Origin of the sequence: Candidatus Desulforudis audaxviator MP104C (genome assembly GCF_000018425.1) — a bacterium.
Taxonomy (GTDB): domain Bacteria; phylum Bacillota; class Desulfotomaculia; order Desulfotomaculales; family Desulforudaceae; genus Desulforudis; species Desulforudis audaxviator.
In genome coordinates this window covers 2071496-2085195 of the sequence record NC_010424.1, presented here as the reverse complement: position 1 = coordinate 2085195, position 13700 = coordinate 2071496, and the positions used below count along the sequence as shown (strand labels likewise).

Annotated in this window: 15 protein-coding genes and 3 tRNA genes; 14 read left to right on the top strand and 4 right to left on the bottom strand. The window is 60.5% G+C overall.

Annotated features, from left to right (window positions below; translation table 11 throughout):
• Positions 1-12 precede the first annotated feature (12 nt).
• The 4 genes from DAUD_RS10035 (at position 13) to speB (ending at position 3113) form a co-directional block, all read left to right on the top strand.
• Positions 13-876 carry a TIM barrel protein gene (locus DAUD_RS10035; protein WP_012303047.1) on the top strand — a complete coding sequence of 288 codons (864 nt, stop codon included), beginning with the start codon at positions 13-15 and terminating at the stop codon, positions 874-876.
• Positions 877-1046: 170 nt separating this feature from the next.
• Positions 1047-1505, top strand: coding sequence for a pyruvoyl-dependent arginine decarboxylase (locus tag DAUD_RS10030; protein WP_012303046.1), 459 nt, complete (start codon positions 1047-1049; stop codon positions 1503-1505).
• Between the two features lie 25 nt (positions 1506-1530).
• Entirely contained in the window at positions 1531-2358 is an 828-nt protein-coding gene (gene speE, locus DAUD_RS10025) for a polyamine aminopropyltransferase (RefSeq protein ID WP_012303045.1), read from the top strand.
• A gap of 2 nt (positions 2359-2360) precedes the next feature.
• Positions 2361-3113, top strand: a complete 753-nt coding sequence (gene speB, locus DAUD_RS10020) for an agmatinase (protein WP_012303044.1) — start codon at positions 2361-2363, stop codon at positions 3111-3113.
• A gap of 157 nt (positions 3114-3270) precedes the next feature.
• On the opposite strand, the gene DAUD_RS10015 is transcribed toward speB, so the two are convergent.
• On the bottom strand, positions 3271-4938 hold the full coding sequence (locus DAUD_RS10015) for an IS1634 family transposase (protein ID WP_012303043.1): 1668 nt from the start codon (positions 4936-4938) through the stop codon (positions 3271-3273).
• A gap of 561 nt (positions 4939-5499) precedes the next feature.
• Between DAUD_RS10015 and DAUD_RS10010 the strand changes: the two genes are divergently transcribed.
• The 3 genes from DAUD_RS10010 (at position 5500) to DAUD_RS10000 (ending at position 7423) form a co-directional block, all read left to right on the top strand.
• On the top strand, positions 5500-5694 hold the full coding sequence (locus DAUD_RS10010) for a hypothetical protein (protein WP_012303042.1): 195 nt from the start codon (positions 5500-5502) through the stop codon (positions 5692-5694).
• A gap of 71 nt (positions 5695-5765) precedes the next feature.
• On the top strand, positions 5766-6944 hold the full coding sequence (locus tag DAUD_RS10005) for a sulfite exporter TauE/SafE family protein (RefSeq protein ID WP_041571354.1): 1179 nt from the start codon (positions 5766-5768) through the stop codon (positions 6942-6944).
• A gap of 125 nt (positions 6945-7069) precedes the next feature.
• A complete protein-coding gene (locus DAUD_RS10000; RefSeq protein WP_012303040.1) occupies positions 7070-7423 on the top strand; it encodes a hypothetical protein in 354 nt (117 codons plus the stop codon).
• 93 nt (positions 7424-7516) lie between these two features.
• Here DAUD_RS10000 and DAUD_RS09995 read toward each other — a convergent pair.
• From DAUD_RS09995 to DAUD_RS09985, 3 genes are all read right to left on the bottom strand, one after another.
• A tRNA-Gly gene (locus DAUD_RS09995) sits at positions 7517-7591 on the bottom strand.
• 14 nt (positions 7592-7605) lie between these two features.
• Positions 7606-7681 (bottom strand) — tRNA-Phe (locus DAUD_RS09990).
• Positions 7682-7689: 8 nt separating this feature from the next.
• Positions 7690-7767 (bottom strand) — tRNA-Asp (locus DAUD_RS09985).
• Between the two features lie 373 nt (positions 7768-8140).
• Between DAUD_RS09985 and purE the strand changes: the two genes are divergently transcribed.
• The 7 genes from purE (at position 8141) to DAUD_RS09950 (ending at position 13691) form a co-directional block, all read left to right on the top strand.
• A complete protein-coding gene (gene purE, locus DAUD_RS09980) occupies positions 8141-8638 on the top strand; it encodes a 5-(carboxyamino)imidazole ribonucleotide mutase (RefSeq protein WP_012303039.1) in 498 nt (165 codons plus the stop codon).
• Positions 8635-9834: a 5-(carboxyamino)imidazole ribonucleotide synthase gene (locus DAUD_RS09975; RefSeq protein WP_012303038.1), complete on the top strand. Its 1200-nt coding sequence runs from the start codon at positions 8635-8637 to the stop codon at positions 9832-9834. Before purE ends, DAUD_RS09975 begins: the two co-directional genes overlap by 4 nt.
• Before the next feature lie 155 nt (positions 9835-9989).
• Positions 9990-10814, top strand: a complete 825-nt coding sequence (locus DAUD_RS09970; RefSeq protein ID WP_041571350.1) for a DUF6671 family protein — start codon at positions 9990-9992, stop codon at positions 10812-10814.
• 107 nt (positions 10815-10921) lie between these two features.
• Complete coding sequence (locus tag DAUD_RS09965) at positions 10922-11182, top strand: TFIIB-type zinc ribbon-containing protein (protein WP_012303036.1); 261 nt, start codon at positions 10922-10924, stop codon at positions 11180-11182.
• A gap of 384 nt (positions 11183-11566) precedes the next feature.
• Positions 11567-12562 carry a sodium-dependent bicarbonate transport family permease gene (locus tag DAUD_RS09960; RefSeq protein ID WP_041571349.1) on the top strand — a complete coding sequence of 332 codons (996 nt, stop codon included), beginning with the start codon at positions 11567-11569 and terminating at the stop codon, positions 12560-12562.
• 121 nt (positions 12563-12683) lie between these two features.
• On the top strand, positions 12684-13001 hold the full coding sequence (locus DAUD_RS09955; RefSeq protein ID WP_012303034.1) for a DUF190 domain-containing protein: 318 nt from the start codon (positions 12684-12686) through the stop codon (positions 12999-13001).
• Between the two features lie 72 nt (positions 13002-13073).
• A complete protein-coding gene (locus DAUD_RS09950) occupies positions 13074-13691 on the top strand; it encodes a carbon monoxide dehydrogenase beta subunit family protein (RefSeq protein WP_012303033.1) in 618 nt (205 codons plus the stop codon).
• Positions 13692-13700 lie beyond the last annotated feature (9 nt).

The window sequence follows — 13700 nt, the reverse complement described above, 5'->3', positions numbered from 1 at the left end:
AGGTTTCGTCAGGTGGAAGCCAGATTCGGTACGGCCGGGAACGGGGAGTCTTTCTACGCCGCGGGCCATAAGTCGTCGCTTGAGGCGCCGGCTTGGCTGCGCGGCCTCGGTCTTTCGGCTTATGAATACCAGTGTGTGCGTGGGGTCAATATCAGCGAGCGGACGGCCCGTGCGCTCGGCGAAAGGGCGTCCGAAAACGGAATCGCGCTCAGTATTCACGCTCCCTATTACATCAACCTGGCCGGCGAGGACCCGGTCCAGGTGGCCAAAAGCAAGGTCCACCTGCTGAAATCAATGCGGGCGGCGCACTGGATGGGCGCCTCCCGGGTGGTGTTTCACCCGGGGAGTGTCCGGGGCGACCGAAAAGGCGCGTTGCGGCGAGCTCAAGCCGCTCTGGAGGCGGCGCTGGAGGAAGCGGCCCGCGAGGGGTTGGACAGCGTCAATGTGCTGCCGGAAACATTGGGCCGGTACAGCTACCTGGGTTTACTGGACGAGGTCTTGGAATTGTGCCGCGTGGCCCCAACCGTGATCCCCTGCATTGATTTCGGGCACGTGCACGCCATCACCGGCGGGCTGATGACGGACCGGGAGGCCTACGCGGCGGTGCTGGACCGGGTGGGAGCCGCACTGGGGAAAGACGTGCTGCGCACGCTGCACATTCATTTCAGTCCGGTGGAATTCACGGCAAAGGGGGAGCGGCGGCACCGCACCCTGGCGGATGAGGGCTACGGTCCCAATTTCGGCCCCTTAGCCGAACTGCTGGTAGAGCGGGGACTCACCCCCACCGTAATCTGCGAGTCCAACGGCACCCAGTCCGAGGACGCCTGCACCTACCGGGACATCTACCGGGAAGCGCTAAGAAGGCAGAGGATGTAGAATTCAGAATTCAGTATCCAGTATCCAGAAATGATGCGGAAATAGAGGTTTTGGGCAGCTGAATTCTCGGCAAATTCTCAGCAAGAATAGTTTTCTTTTCCCCCCGGATTCTGTATAATAATTCTCGTTGTATTCATCGCCCCTACTTATTCTGTTAAGGAGAGAAGTGCATGCTGCCGACACCCACCAGGTACTCTGTTACCGCGGCCTGTGCCGAAGGATCCACAGCACTGAACGCTTTCGACAACGCGCTTCTGGCGGCCCGTATCGGCAATGTCAATCTGGTGCGCTTATCCAGCATTCTGCCGCCGAACGCCGTTTACGACCCCGACCTGCAGCTGCCCCCGGGCGCGCTGGTACCTACCGCTTACGGTTCCATCGTGTGCGACGCCGAGGGGGAGCTGATCGCCGCCGCCGTCGGGGTGATCATCTCCCCGGACGGCATCGGCGTGATCATGGAATACGGTGGAAAGTGCAGTCGCCAGGAGGCTCACGACACCGTAAGCAAGATGCTGGACGAGGCTTTCGCCCGGCGCGGGCTGACCGCGCAGGAAAAGAGAATTGCCGCCGTGGAGCACCGGGTGGAACGGGTGGGATGTTGCCTGGCGGCCGTGCCGCTGTGGTATTGACAATGACTTAGAGGAGGAATCAGCCTTGCATCTGTGGTTCACCGAGAAGCAAAACGACAACTTCGCCATCAGCTACCGGGTGAATGAGACGCTCCACACGGAGACCACGCCGTTTCAGCATCTGGCCGTGCTGGATACCGTGCCGTTCGGGCGTACCCTGGTTCTGGACGGGATCGTGCAGACCTCGGTGGTGGACGAGTACGTCTACCATGAGATGATCACCCACGTCCCGCTGAACACCCACCCCGACCCGCGCCGGGTGCTGATTGTCGGCGGCGGGGACGGGGGTACTTTGCGCGAGGTGACCAAGCACCCGTCGGTTGAAAAGGCCACCCTGGTCGAGATCGACGAGCGGGTGATCGCCGCCTCCAAGAAGTACCTGCCAGAACTAGCCTGCGGTTTCGATTCGCCCAAGGCCGAGGTCGTGATCGGGGACGGGATCAAGTACGTGGCGGAGCACAAAAAGACCTTCGACCTGGTCATCGTCGACTCCACCGACCCGATCGGGCCGGCGGTGGGCCTCTTCAGCCTGGAGTTCTACCGCTCGATCTACGAGGCCCTGAAGGACGAAGGGCTGTTCGTGGCCCAGACCGAGTCGCCCTACTTCAACACCGACCTGATCCTCCGGATCTACCGGGACATCGCCGGGATCTTCCCGCTGGCCCGGACGTACTGGGCGTGTATTCCCACCTATCCCGGAGCCATGTGGAGCTTCACCATCGGCTCCAAAAAACACGACCCCGCCCAGGTCGCGCCGGAAAAAATCCGGGAACACGCCACCCGGTACTATACGCCGGAGATACACCGTGCCAGTTTCGCCATGCCGCGATTCCTGGCGGACCGCTTCCGCTAGCGATGCGTGATATCGTCAAGGAACAGGATTTTCTGGCGGCCCGGTCTTCGTATGAAGAAGCGCGGGCGGTGATCGTCGGGGCCCCGCTGGACGCGACCGTGTCCTTCCGGCCGGGCACCCGCGGGGGGCCGGCCGCGGTCCGGGCCATGTCCTACTGCCTGGAAGAATACAGCCTGGATCTCAAGCGTGATCTTCGTGAACTGGCCTTCCACGACCTGGGCGATGTCCTCCTGCCACCCGGCGAGGTGGCGGTGAGCCTGGAGCGCATTGAAACCGTCATTGCCCGGCTGTTCCACGACGGCAAAACCCCCTTTCTGCTCGGCGGCGAACACCTGGTGACCCTGCCCGCGGTCCGGGCGGCGGCCGCCCGGCGCCCGGGACTGGCCGTGATCCAACTCGACGCGCACGCCGACCTGCGTGACGAGTACCTGGGGGTCGCTTTTTCCCACGCGACGGTCATGCGGCGCATCGGCGATTTCCTGGGGCGGCAAAACCTGTTCCAGTTCGGGATCCGGTCCGCCGACGCGCCGGAGCTGGAAGCGGCGCGGGAGAGCGGGGCTTTTTATACCCACCGCGTACTACCGGGGCTGGTCGAGACGGTGTCGGCGCTGCGGGACCGTCCGGTTTACGTTTCACTGGACATTGACGTCGTGGACCCGGCCTTCGCCCCCGGCGTGGGCACCCCCGAACCGGCCGGGATCACCGCCCTGCTGGCCGCCCGGATCGTCCGCGACGCCCTACTGGGGATGGGTTGAGCCCGGGTTTGAGCCTTTTGTCACAAACACCGGAATTCCGAGACCGCGTATGGTTTCTTTGGTCAGGCTGCGATGTGAACAAAATCACCAGGGTTCTGGTTTTTAGGTGGGGCGCGTAGACGACAGGTTGCAGAACACGCTATGTGTAGTGATTGCTCTACGGCTCCCGTTCATCGGAAACATATTTCATCAGGTTGAACAACCGAAATAGATCTTCCTGAACACCTGTCCTCCGGGTCAGTTTTCGCTCCACCCGTCCATGGGAAAAGCTCAGCACGATCTCGCAGATATCCGAGAGTTCCGCTTTCAGTTCGACATTGTCCATTGACAGGCCCGCCTGCCGGACGCGGTGCATCATCAGCTGCTGCACCAGCAGTGCCAGGACGCAGAGCAGGGTATAAACCCGTACCTGGCCTTCGGTCCAAGAGTGCGGGGGACGGAAAGGCTGAGCGGCGGGGTCGTGGTAGCGCCGGAAATCCTCCTCCAAGCGATCCTTTTCGAGGTGGGACTCCAGCAACTCCCGGGTGCTCAGTTTGAGATTGTCGGAGAAGATCATCGTTTTGCCCAGGGTACGGAGTTTATGCCGGTAGGCCTTCCGGTTCAGCCGGCAGTGCAGGACCTTGTGGCGTCTTCCGCCAACCTCGAGGTCAAAATACCGGCCGTAGTCACTGTCCTGGACAAGCTCACGGATCAGACCCTCGATCTGGTCCTTGGGGAGGTGTTTGTTCTTGTTAAACAATGTCTGGACCTTGTCGTGCATCCTTTCGATATCCCGGCGCAGTTCCCTTTTCTGGCGCCGGTAGGCCCGCTCGTCGTAGACCACGGCCACCTGCACCTTGCCACCGAACACTTGTGTCTCCGTACTGTAAACCGGCTTTCCGTCAATGGTCTCTTGGTAGTTGTTCAACGGCACCTTGCAGAGGGCCGGCCGGTTCGCCGGCTCCAGCCGCCCAGCGACCCAGGCGCGGCGCTGGTGGATCTTCTTCAGGTTTTCCGGGGAGTTGTTTCCCCGGCTGACCATTGCGGTAAGCTCTCCTCTGGGCCCGCCCAGGGCCGACAGCCTGTCGGCCAGTTCTTCCACGGCTCCGGTGAACAACCCGGGTTCCTGTTTTCGGCCGTAGAAAAGCTTATGGAAGAGAGGGAGTTGGGCCTCCCTGGTAACCCCCAGGACCAGTCCCACCGGGCGTGGCAGACCTCCGCGGGACAACCAGGGAAAGGCATGGAGGTCGATCATCTCGTACAGTACGACGTCCATGGCGACGTCGTACTTTCGGACGACACGTTCCCAGATCTTCTGTTCAATCCGGGACACGCGTTCGGCGGTAAACGCGCAGTCCTTTTCGGCGGCCACGAGATCGAAGTTCTGCCAGAAGTTCTGGCTGGCGAGCAACCCGGGGTCGATACCCATGTTGCGGGGCAGCGCCGTGCTCTCGAACCAGTCCCGCAAGCCGCTGTGACCGGTGGCCGTGCAGATCTTCTTCAGTACACCGATCAGCATGTATTGGCCGGGCGTCAGCCCATTGGAGGCCGGCGGTATCACCTCGTCAATCGCTTCCGCGATGCCGACCTCCCGTGCGACCTCGAGCGCAGCGCAGACCAAGCCGAATTCGAGCTTCGACAGGTCGTGCGGCAACTGCCCCGCGGTGCACTTCTTCAGCACTTCCTCCGCCGTGCCAAGGTATATGTCCCGGGACCTCACCACGCTTTTGCCCGACCGTGGCCCCTTGCCCTGAGCCTCAGGGTCAACCTTGACCCGAAAAGTCTCATGGTAGTAGTAGATGGGCCGCGGGCACCCCCCCGGCTGACGTTTGACGATACTGGCCAACCCAACATCACCCCCGCAAAACCAAGGTCGGATGTTTCTTGTATCCATATTCACTACGATCAGCGGATTTCCTGCTTGGGCAACTATACACTACACTTAGCTGAAGCGAAAAGAACCGGAAAGCCCTGAGACAAAAGGCTTTACGCCGTTTGACGTCTTTTGTAGCAGAAATTCCAGTGACAAAAGTATTGACTTTCAAAGGGTAGCTAATATAATAAACCTCAGAATAAGAATTATTGTGAAAGTCATAGCACGAACTAGGCCTTATTCTGTTTGAACACGTAGTAGCGGTCCATGGCGTTATCTAGTAAGAGCAGGCGAAAATGTGAACACAAGAACAAGTATTACTGAAGCAGAGTTGCCGGGAAAGCGAATCCCCGACTTCGGCAGTCCCGGCGTTGCCCACAAGTTTTGATTAGGGAAGGAGGTGGGGGTTCTTGGCGGCAGCGTTTTGGAAGTTCACGGTGGTCAGCGTCAGTGTTGCGTTTGTGGCCTACTGGTTATGGTGCATTTTCACCGGTCAGGTAGTGGGTAAATAGTTCTTGAAAGGAGACTGAAACCGTGCTTGAAGCCTTCTGGGTTTGGACGACCGGCTTGGCGGAGACCGCGCCGCTCCTCTTTGGATTGGTCGTGGTCGCCACTATGGCCGTGGTGGGATTGGTCTGCGCCCTCCTGGCGGACCTGCTGTTCGTTATCCTGCGGATCGACCTGGGCGCTTACAAAAAAGAATACGAGGAAGGCGGAGGTCTGCACTAATTGTTTTGATCTTGAACTAAAGTTAATTAATTACAGAATCGCAATATTTTCGGAGGTGTAGCCTTGTGTACATGCCCATTTCAGGGGCTGAGATCTCCCCGTGGCCGCTGGTAATGATCGGCTTTTGCGTCGGCGTTATCGGTGGTTACTTCGGTATCGGCGGCGCTTTTATGGTCACGCCCGCCCTCAATATCTTCGGGTTCCCGATGGCATACGCCATCGGCACTGACATGGCGCACATAGCCGGAAAGTCGATAGTCGCTACCTTCCGACACTGGCGCTTCGGACACGTGAGCATCATCATCGCCCTCTTGATGATCATCGGCACCTTCGCCGGGATTGAGGCGGGCGCCCAGATGATCAGGTGGTTGACCCGCCTGGGCATCGCTGGCCCCGTGGTGCGCTGGATTTATATCGGCATCCTGGGCTTCCTGGCCATCTACATGTTCAGCGAGTATTTCAAGGCCCGCAAAAAAGAACGGGAGACCGGCGTTAAAGCCAAGGACGTGGTCGGCACACCCCTGTCCCGCTTTTTCCAGAAGGACGTCGCGGTACCGCCGGTGGTGCACTGCAAAGTCGCCGGCATCACCATTTCCGTCTGGGTGGTTATCTTCGTGGGCTGCCTGACCGGTTTCGTGGCCGGCGTCCTGGGCGTCGGCGGCGGCTTCCTGCGGGTGCCCGCGCTGATGTACATCGTCGGCACCCCGACCAAGGTGGCGGTGGGCACGGACCTCTTCGAGGTCATGATCTCCGGCGCCTACGGCGCGTTCAGCTACTCGGCCAAAGGCGCGGTGGAGCTGAAAGCCGCGGTGATCATGCTGCTCGGCGCGGCCTTCGGCGCGCAGTTCGGCACGCTCACCACCAAGTACGTTTACGGACTCTTCATCCGGTTCCTTTTCGCGCTGACCATCGCCCTGGCCTGCACCTCGGTGATTATGCGCCAGATCGCCTACTACTTCGAGAAGGTGTACTGGTCAGCCCTGGAGGCGCACGCCCTGGCTGCCGGATACAGCAAGGACGCCATTCCGGCCCTCAAGAACAACATGCAGTTGATGCAGCAGATGCTCGTTACCGAGATGAACCAGCCGGGATGGTTCACTTCCTACACCACCTACTATTGGCTGACCAAGGCCAGCCAATACCTGATGCTCGGCTCGGCTTTGGGCTTGAGCGCCTACATCCTGTACCTGTGCTTCAAGGGCATGGCCAAGGAGCGGCGCGAGAAGGCGTCGGCTTCGGTCGCCAAGTAGAAAGTCACTAGATAAGGCGACTTTTGGGGGTTCGGCGGGGGAGCGTCCGGCCAGCTCGGTGCTCCCCCGCCCCTACCAAATTCCAGGCTTGTTTTTCGGGGCGGCCGACCTAAGGAGGGATGTGCGTGGGTTCCTTGAATCCTGTAGGTTCTGTGTTCACGTCGGCGGTGATGGGTTATCTGCGCCGGGGGCTCCTGGCAAGGCCCGTCTGCCCAGACTGCGGTTCCAAGAACACGGCCACCGGCCGCCTGGTGAAATTGGGGGCCGGGTTCGGGGTGGGCATCGTCGGTTCAATCCTCTGCTACCTGCTCGGCTTCTTTTACCCGCTGGGCCGGCTGATGATCCCTTTCCTGCTGCTGTTTGGTGCGCTGATGGCCATTACCCCCAGCCTGGGCAAGTACTGCTGTATGGATTGCGACGCGTACTGGAATCCGGAAACGCCGGAGACCATCTGGCGCCCGCGGCCGCCGGGAATTTAGGTTTTCCGGCAAAGGAAAAACCTCCTTCCGGCTCTGCGCTCACCTTTAGGAGGTTCTTTTAAGAACAGGGGGACTTGCCCTTTTCTTATCTTCTGGAGCGGAAGACGGGATTCGAACCCGCGACCCTCGCCTTGGCAAGGCGATGCTCTACCGCTGAGCCACTTCCGCACGTTTGGCCTTGATGGTGCCAAGGGACGGAATCGAACCGCCGACACGGGGATTTTCAGTCCCCTGCTCTACCAACTGAGCTACCTTGGCGGAATTTATGGCGGAGCTGACGGGATTTGAACCCGCGGTCTTCTGCGTGACAGGCAGATATGTTCACCTGGCTACACCACAGCTCCACCGACGAACTTCAGTATACACAAACCCGCGCAAAAAGTCAATACTCACAAAAAGCGGTGCTGTTGGCCTGTGATATTGTCACCTCATAAGCGGTCTGAGAAAATGTCACCCATGAAGGGAGACGTTTTCTTGAAACCCAAGGAAGCCAGGAGACTAGGTATTATGGAACGGGTCCTTGCGGGTGACGTTTTCTCAGGCCGCTTTAGCGATATCCCGGGGGGTGACATTTTCACCGGCCGTTGACAATAACTCCTTTTTGTGTAGGATATTTAGGTATGGAAAGAAAGACACCGGGGACGCTAGGCCAAGGGCGGTTAGGGTTGTAGTTTCCGGGAGGCCATATCCATCTTTAGGGAGGTAAAGGGCCCGGCCATGAAGCCTACAAGCGATTCAGCACCGATAGTCGGCGTGATTATGGGCAGCCGCAGCGATTGGGAAACGATGCGGCATGCCTCCGAGGTGCTGTCCGAACTGGGGGTGCCTCACGAATGCCGGGTGGTGTCCGCGCACCGCACTCCCGATTTCCTTTTTGAATACGCAAGTACTGCCGAAGCCCGGGGACTGCGGGTAATCATCGCTGGGGCCGGTGGAGCCGCTCACCTGCCGGGGATGACGGCATCCCGCACCACCCTTCCGGTTCTGGGCGTACCAGTCCAATCCCGAGCCCTGCAAGGTCTCGATTCGCTGCTGTCCATTGTCCAGATGCCGAAGGGCGTTCCGGTCGGGACGCTGGCCATCGGTGAGGCCGGCGCGGTGAATGCGGCTTTGCTGGCCGTGTCCATACTGGCGCTCTCTGACCCCGCTCTGCGGGAAAGGCTCCAGTCCCGGAGGCAGCGGGAAACGGCCCGCGTCTTGGAGGAGCAGTTGTGAAAACGGTGTTTCCGGGAGGCCGCGTCGGGGTGCTGGGAGGCGGCCAACTGGGCCGGATGCTGGCCCTGGAGGCGAAACGGATGGGATACGGGGTGGGCGTGCTGGACCCCGTGGCTGGTTGTCCGGCGGCTCAAGTTGCGGACTTTTTCCTGCAGGCCTCCCTGGATGATGTCGAGGCCGCTCTGAGGCTGGCCGCCCAAGTGGACGTGGTTACCGTAGAAAACGAGTTCGTGCCGGCCGCGCTTCTGGCTCGGCTCGAGAGAGCCGTGCCGGTCCACCCAAGCGCGAGCGTGTTGCGTACCATCCAGGACCGCCTGCTGCAGAAGGAGTTTCTCAAGACGGCCGGTTTTCCCCAGGCACCCTTCGCGGCGGTTGACGATCCCCGCTGTCTTGGCGAGGCCGTCCGTGCGGTTGACTTTCCCGCCGTTCTCAAGAGCCGGCAGGGCGGTTACGATGGAAAAGGCCAGGTGGTGGTGACTGAACCCGGTGCGCTGGAGAGCGCCTGGCGGGCCATCGGTGGCCGGCCGGCCGTACTGGAAACCCTCGTTCCTTTCAAGATGGAGATCGCGGTCATTCTGGCCCGCGGCGTGCAGGGCGAGACGCGGGTCTACCCGGTGGCCGAGAACGTGCACGTGCGGCATATCCTCCACACCACCAGGGTGCCGGCCGCGGTGTCGGAGCGGACCAGCCGGGAGGCGAAACGGATGGCCTGCGACATTGCCGAGTTGCTCGGACACGTCGGGGTCATGGCGGTTGAAATGTTCGTCTTGGGCGGCGAGAGCGTGCTGGTCAATGAGATCGCTCCCCGAACGCACAACAGCGGACACTACACTTTCGGCGCCTGCGTGACCTCTCAGTTCGAGCAACATCTGCGGGCGGTCTGCGGTCTGCCGTTGGGCGATCCCGCGCTGCTCTCCCCCGCGGTCATGGTGAATCTGCTTGGAGAGCTTTGGGTTGAGGGCACCCCGTGCTGGGAAACGGTGTTGTCGCGCCCAAACGCCCGCCTGCACCTTTACGGCAAAAGGGAGGCAAAGGTGGGCCGGAAGATGGGGCACGTCCTGATCGTTGATGCCGACACCGACCGCGCCTTACGGGAGGCGGAGGAGATCGTGGTGCTGCTTCGCCCCGGCGACAGCGTCTCGGCTCCGATCAGCCGGGCGGGCGGCGGGGCGGACGGGAGATGGGCGCGATGCTGACCAGTAACAGGGGCGCGGGATCTCCCGACCCTCCGGCGGTGTTTGCGGGGCGGGCCTGGGGGTGCCCCAAGCCTCAACCCGGCGGCGCGAAGTTCCGTTTCCGCAAGGCTGGCCGCACGCCACGGACACCCGGCCGCTACCATGGGTGCACTGCGGTGCTGAGCACTAAACACGGCAAGGAGGTGGTCATCGGGCCTCCCTTGAAGGCGTTACTGGGGCTTGCGGTCCAGGTGCCGGCGGGACTGGATACCGATACCCTGGGCACTTTCACCGGCGAGGTCGAGCGGGTGGGTACTCCACTGGAGGTTGCCGTCCGGAAGGCACGCCTGGGGATGGACGCCGCCGGCCTGCCGCTGGGCTTGGCCAGCGAGGGGAGCTTTGGTCCCGACCCCCGCGTTCCGTTCGTACCCCTGCACCACGAACTACTGGTTTTCGTGGATGACCGGCTCCAGATCCAGGTGGTGGAGCAGATGATGACCAACCGGACAAACTATGATCACACCACCGCCGCCTCTTTCGCCGACCTTGCCGGGTTCCTCGACCGGGCCGGTTTTCCGTCCCACGCCGTGGTGGTGCGGCCGAATACCGGGTTGGAAACCCGGCTGCTGCACAAAGGCCTCCGGACGGTCGAAGCCCTGCAGGCGGCATTGCGGGAGTGCGCGTCTGCCTCGCGTGACGGCTTGGCACGGGTGGAGACGGACATGCGGGCCCATATGAATCCGTCGCGGCTCGCGGTCATCCGCCGGCTCGCTTTTCGCCTCGGGCGCCGGCTGCTCAGATGCTGCCCCGTTTGTGAAACCCCGGGCTGGGGGGTGGTCGATGTGATCAAGGGTCTGCCCTGCGAGGAATGCGGTCACCCCACCGGGCTGGTCAGTGAATTGGTGGAGGCCTGTCCCCGTTGCACGCACCACGTCAACCGGCCGCGTTACGATGGTCGGAAAACAGCGTCGGCAGGAAACTGCCCGTACTGCAATCCGTAACAAAGCCCGATGGCTTCCAGGAGGTGATGCAAGGGTTAATAGGGGAGCGCTCGTATTTTGTAGTCCGCGGAAAACTTATATTTCTTGAAGTGGAGGTTAAGTAGGCAATGAAATGTCCCGTATGTAATGTCAGCCTGACTATGACCGAGCGGAGCGGTGTGGAGATTGACTATTGCCCCCAATGTCGCGGTGTCTGGCTGGACAGGGGTGAACTCGACAAGATCATCGAGCGTTCAGCGCTTCGGGAATCGCCGGTGGAGCATCGCCCGCGGCAGTCGGAGGAACGCTACCAACGGCCGGAAAAGCAAGGGAGTTACGAGAAAAAGCGCAAGCGGGAGTCATTTCTCGGAGACCTGTTCGATTTTTGATTGACTGCTGGCCGGTCAAAACGCAGCTGAGGCGACCGCGTGATCTGTATCATGTATTATTTAGAAGAACAGTTCGATTTTGATTGACTGTTGCTCGGACAAAGAGTTAGAATAGGGGCTATAATCTTAAGGACATGGCGTCGGCGGTGTGGGCTGGCGGAGTATCGGCGGGTCTTGGGGGTTTTTGCTTACGGTGGCCCGATGGGCTTCATTCAAGGCGTTTACGGCCGGGGATGGGTGAGTGACGGCCCCGATTGAGTCCTGACCGGGGTCGTTTGTTTTCCGTCGCAAGAAGAACCTTAGTTAGCCCGTTGGAGTCCTCTCCTCCGCCGAGTTCGCCGAATGTAGCACACCGATGCACGGAGCGTGAAATGCGTGGCGGACATGTTCGAGGTGGCCTTGGCTAATCTAACTTCACCAGTAATCTTGTTTTTCGGCCTGGGCGTGCTAATTGCCCTGGCGAAGGCGAAGGTTGAGTTTCCCAGTTCGATCAGCGAGTTCATCACTATTTACCTTTTGATCGCAATTGGATTCAAGGGCGGGGTGTCGATCGCCGAGGCCGGTCTGACGGCGGACATGGCTTTGGTGGTTCTGGGTGCCGTCTTGTTGTGTGCCGTCATCCCGGTTTATTCCTTTATTATTCTTTGGCGGATCGGTAAATTGAAAACCGACGATGCGGCCGCCATTGCCGGTCATTACGGGTCGATCAGCGTGGTCACCTTCTTGGCGGGTACGGCGTTCCTGAGTCTTATGGCCGTGAATTACGAGGGTTTCATGTACGGCTTGCCCGCCATTATGGAATTACCGGGCATTGTTGCCGTTCTGATTCTGGTTTCGTGGATTAAAGAAAAGAATCGGAGTGATTCGACCCAGGCAAGGAGCACTTTGGGCCGGACGGTCAGGAAGGTGGTCTTGAGCAAAAGCGTCGTTCTGTTGTTGGGCGGGCTGCTGGTCGGTTATATCGCCGGGCCGCGTGGGATGGCCGGCGTGGAGATCTTCTTCCAGGGTATTTTCCTGGGTATTTTGTGCCTCTTCATGTTGGAAATGGGGACCATCGCGGGTGACAGGCTGGCTGACCTGCGGAAAACCGGATGGTTCCTGGTGCTCTTCGGTATCGTGATGCCGCCCGTAAATGCTTTGTGGGGCCTGGCGGTCGGGGTCATGACCGATCTCAGTGTGGGGGGCACGGCGCTGTTGGCGGTGTTGGCCGCCAGCTGCTCCTATATCGTGGCCCCGGCGGCCATGCGGCTGGCCCTGCCGAAGGCCAATCCAGCCCTGTACCTGGGTGTGTCGGTGGGGGTAACGCTGCCTTTCAACCTTCTGGTGGGAATCCCGCTGTACTACTACCTGGCGGATTACCTGATCGGGATACTCAGATGATTTTTTGCGACATTTACCCAGGTCCTAAAAGCCTTGTTTTTGCCGTGGCTGAAAATCTCGCCAAACCAAGTTCTGTGGTTCTGGCTTAACGAGGTAGTATTAGCACAAGGGGGTAATTCTGATGCAGCTCTTCACCAAGAAACGCATCAGCACCATCGTTGAGGGCACTTACGTGGATGCGGTGGTCGAGCTCGCCGGGAATTCCGGAGCCAGCGGTTTCACAATTTACGAGGGCTTTCGCGGAAAGGGACGGCACGGTATGAAGAAGAGCCGGGGCGGAGTCGGTGATCTTTCGGGCAACGTGGAGGTCGTCGTCATCGCCAGTCCTGAAGTGGCGGACCGTATTTTGCGGGGGTTGCAGGAGATGATGGATCGGGGGATCAGGCTGGTGGTGCACGTGGCGGACGTGCAGGTAATCAGGGACCACCACTTTTCGTGAGACGAGAAGAACGGGAAGCGGATCCGCCGTTTCGGCGGGTGGTTGGACTAAGAAATACCAGGAGGGATGGCCATGGCAGTGGGTGAGTACTGGGTGCGGCCCGGACCGGAGGGCTACCTGCCACCTGCGGCGGCATCCATGGGGGTGGAGCTGCCGCAGCGCGGTGAGGCCCTGGTGGAAGGCCGGGTAGTGCCGGAGGAGGACGCCTTTCGGGTAATCGCGGAGAAGCTGTTAACGGCGCGAAATCCGGTGTTTTTCCCGGGGCCGAAGATCTTGTGGGCGTGGAAGGACGGGGCGGTGGAGAAGGCGAGAGCGGTACTGAAACTGATGGAGGCGGTGGGGGCGCGCGCCATCCCCATGCCGGATTATCGGCCCAAGTATCCGATGATCAACCCGGCGGTGGAGATCAATCCGAACCACCCCAACCTGACGATCTGGCACAACCGAATCGACGTGGGGGTTTTCGTAGGAGTGCACTGTCACTACGCTAACCTGGCGCTTAAAATCATTCGCGGGGGCACCGACTGTTATACCATCGCCCTGTGCGGCGAGGTGGGGCATGAGGATGCTATGATTACGCTGCGGGATGTTGATGCAGGGAAGCTGGAACGGTTGACGGAGGTGGCGAGGGCGCTCTCGGCGGCGAGGTCCCCGCAGGTCCAGGCGCCTGCAGCGGGTGCCGCCGGTTAGGGGTCCGGA

Excerpts from the sequence above, each read along its gene's own strand:
- DAUD_RS10030 (WP_012303046.1), top strand. The coding sequence starts at position 1,047 with ATGCTGCCGACACCCACCAGGTACTCTGTTACCGCGGCCTGTGCCGAA.
- speB (WP_012303044.1), top strand. The coding sequence starts at position 2,361 with ATGCGTGATATCGTCAAGGAACAGGATTTTCTGGCGGCCCGGTCTTCG.
- DAUD_RS10005 (WP_041571354.1), top strand. The coding sequence starts at position 5,766 with ATGCCCATTTCAGGGGCTGAGATCTCCCCGTGGCCGCTGGTAATGATC.
- purE (WP_012303039.1), top strand. The coding sequence starts at position 8,141 with ATGAAGCCTACAAGCGATTCAGCACCGATAGTCGGCGTGATTATGGGC.
- DAUD_RS09965 (WP_012303036.1), top strand. The coding sequence starts at position 10,922 with ATGAAATGTCCCGTATGTAATGTCAGCCTGACTATGACCGAGCGGAGC.
- DAUD_RS09960 (WP_041571349.1), top strand. The coding sequence starts at position 11,567 with ATGTTCGAGGTGGCCTTGGCTAATCTAACTTCACCAGTAATCTTGTTT.
- DAUD_RS09955 (WP_012303034.1), top strand. The coding sequence starts at position 12,684 with ATGCAGCTCTTCACCAAGAAACGCATCAGCACCATCGTTGAGGGCACT.
- DAUD_RS09950 (WP_012303033.1), top strand. The coding sequence starts at position 13,074 with ATGGCAGTGGGTGAGTACTGGGTGCGGCCCGGACCGGAGGGCTACCTG.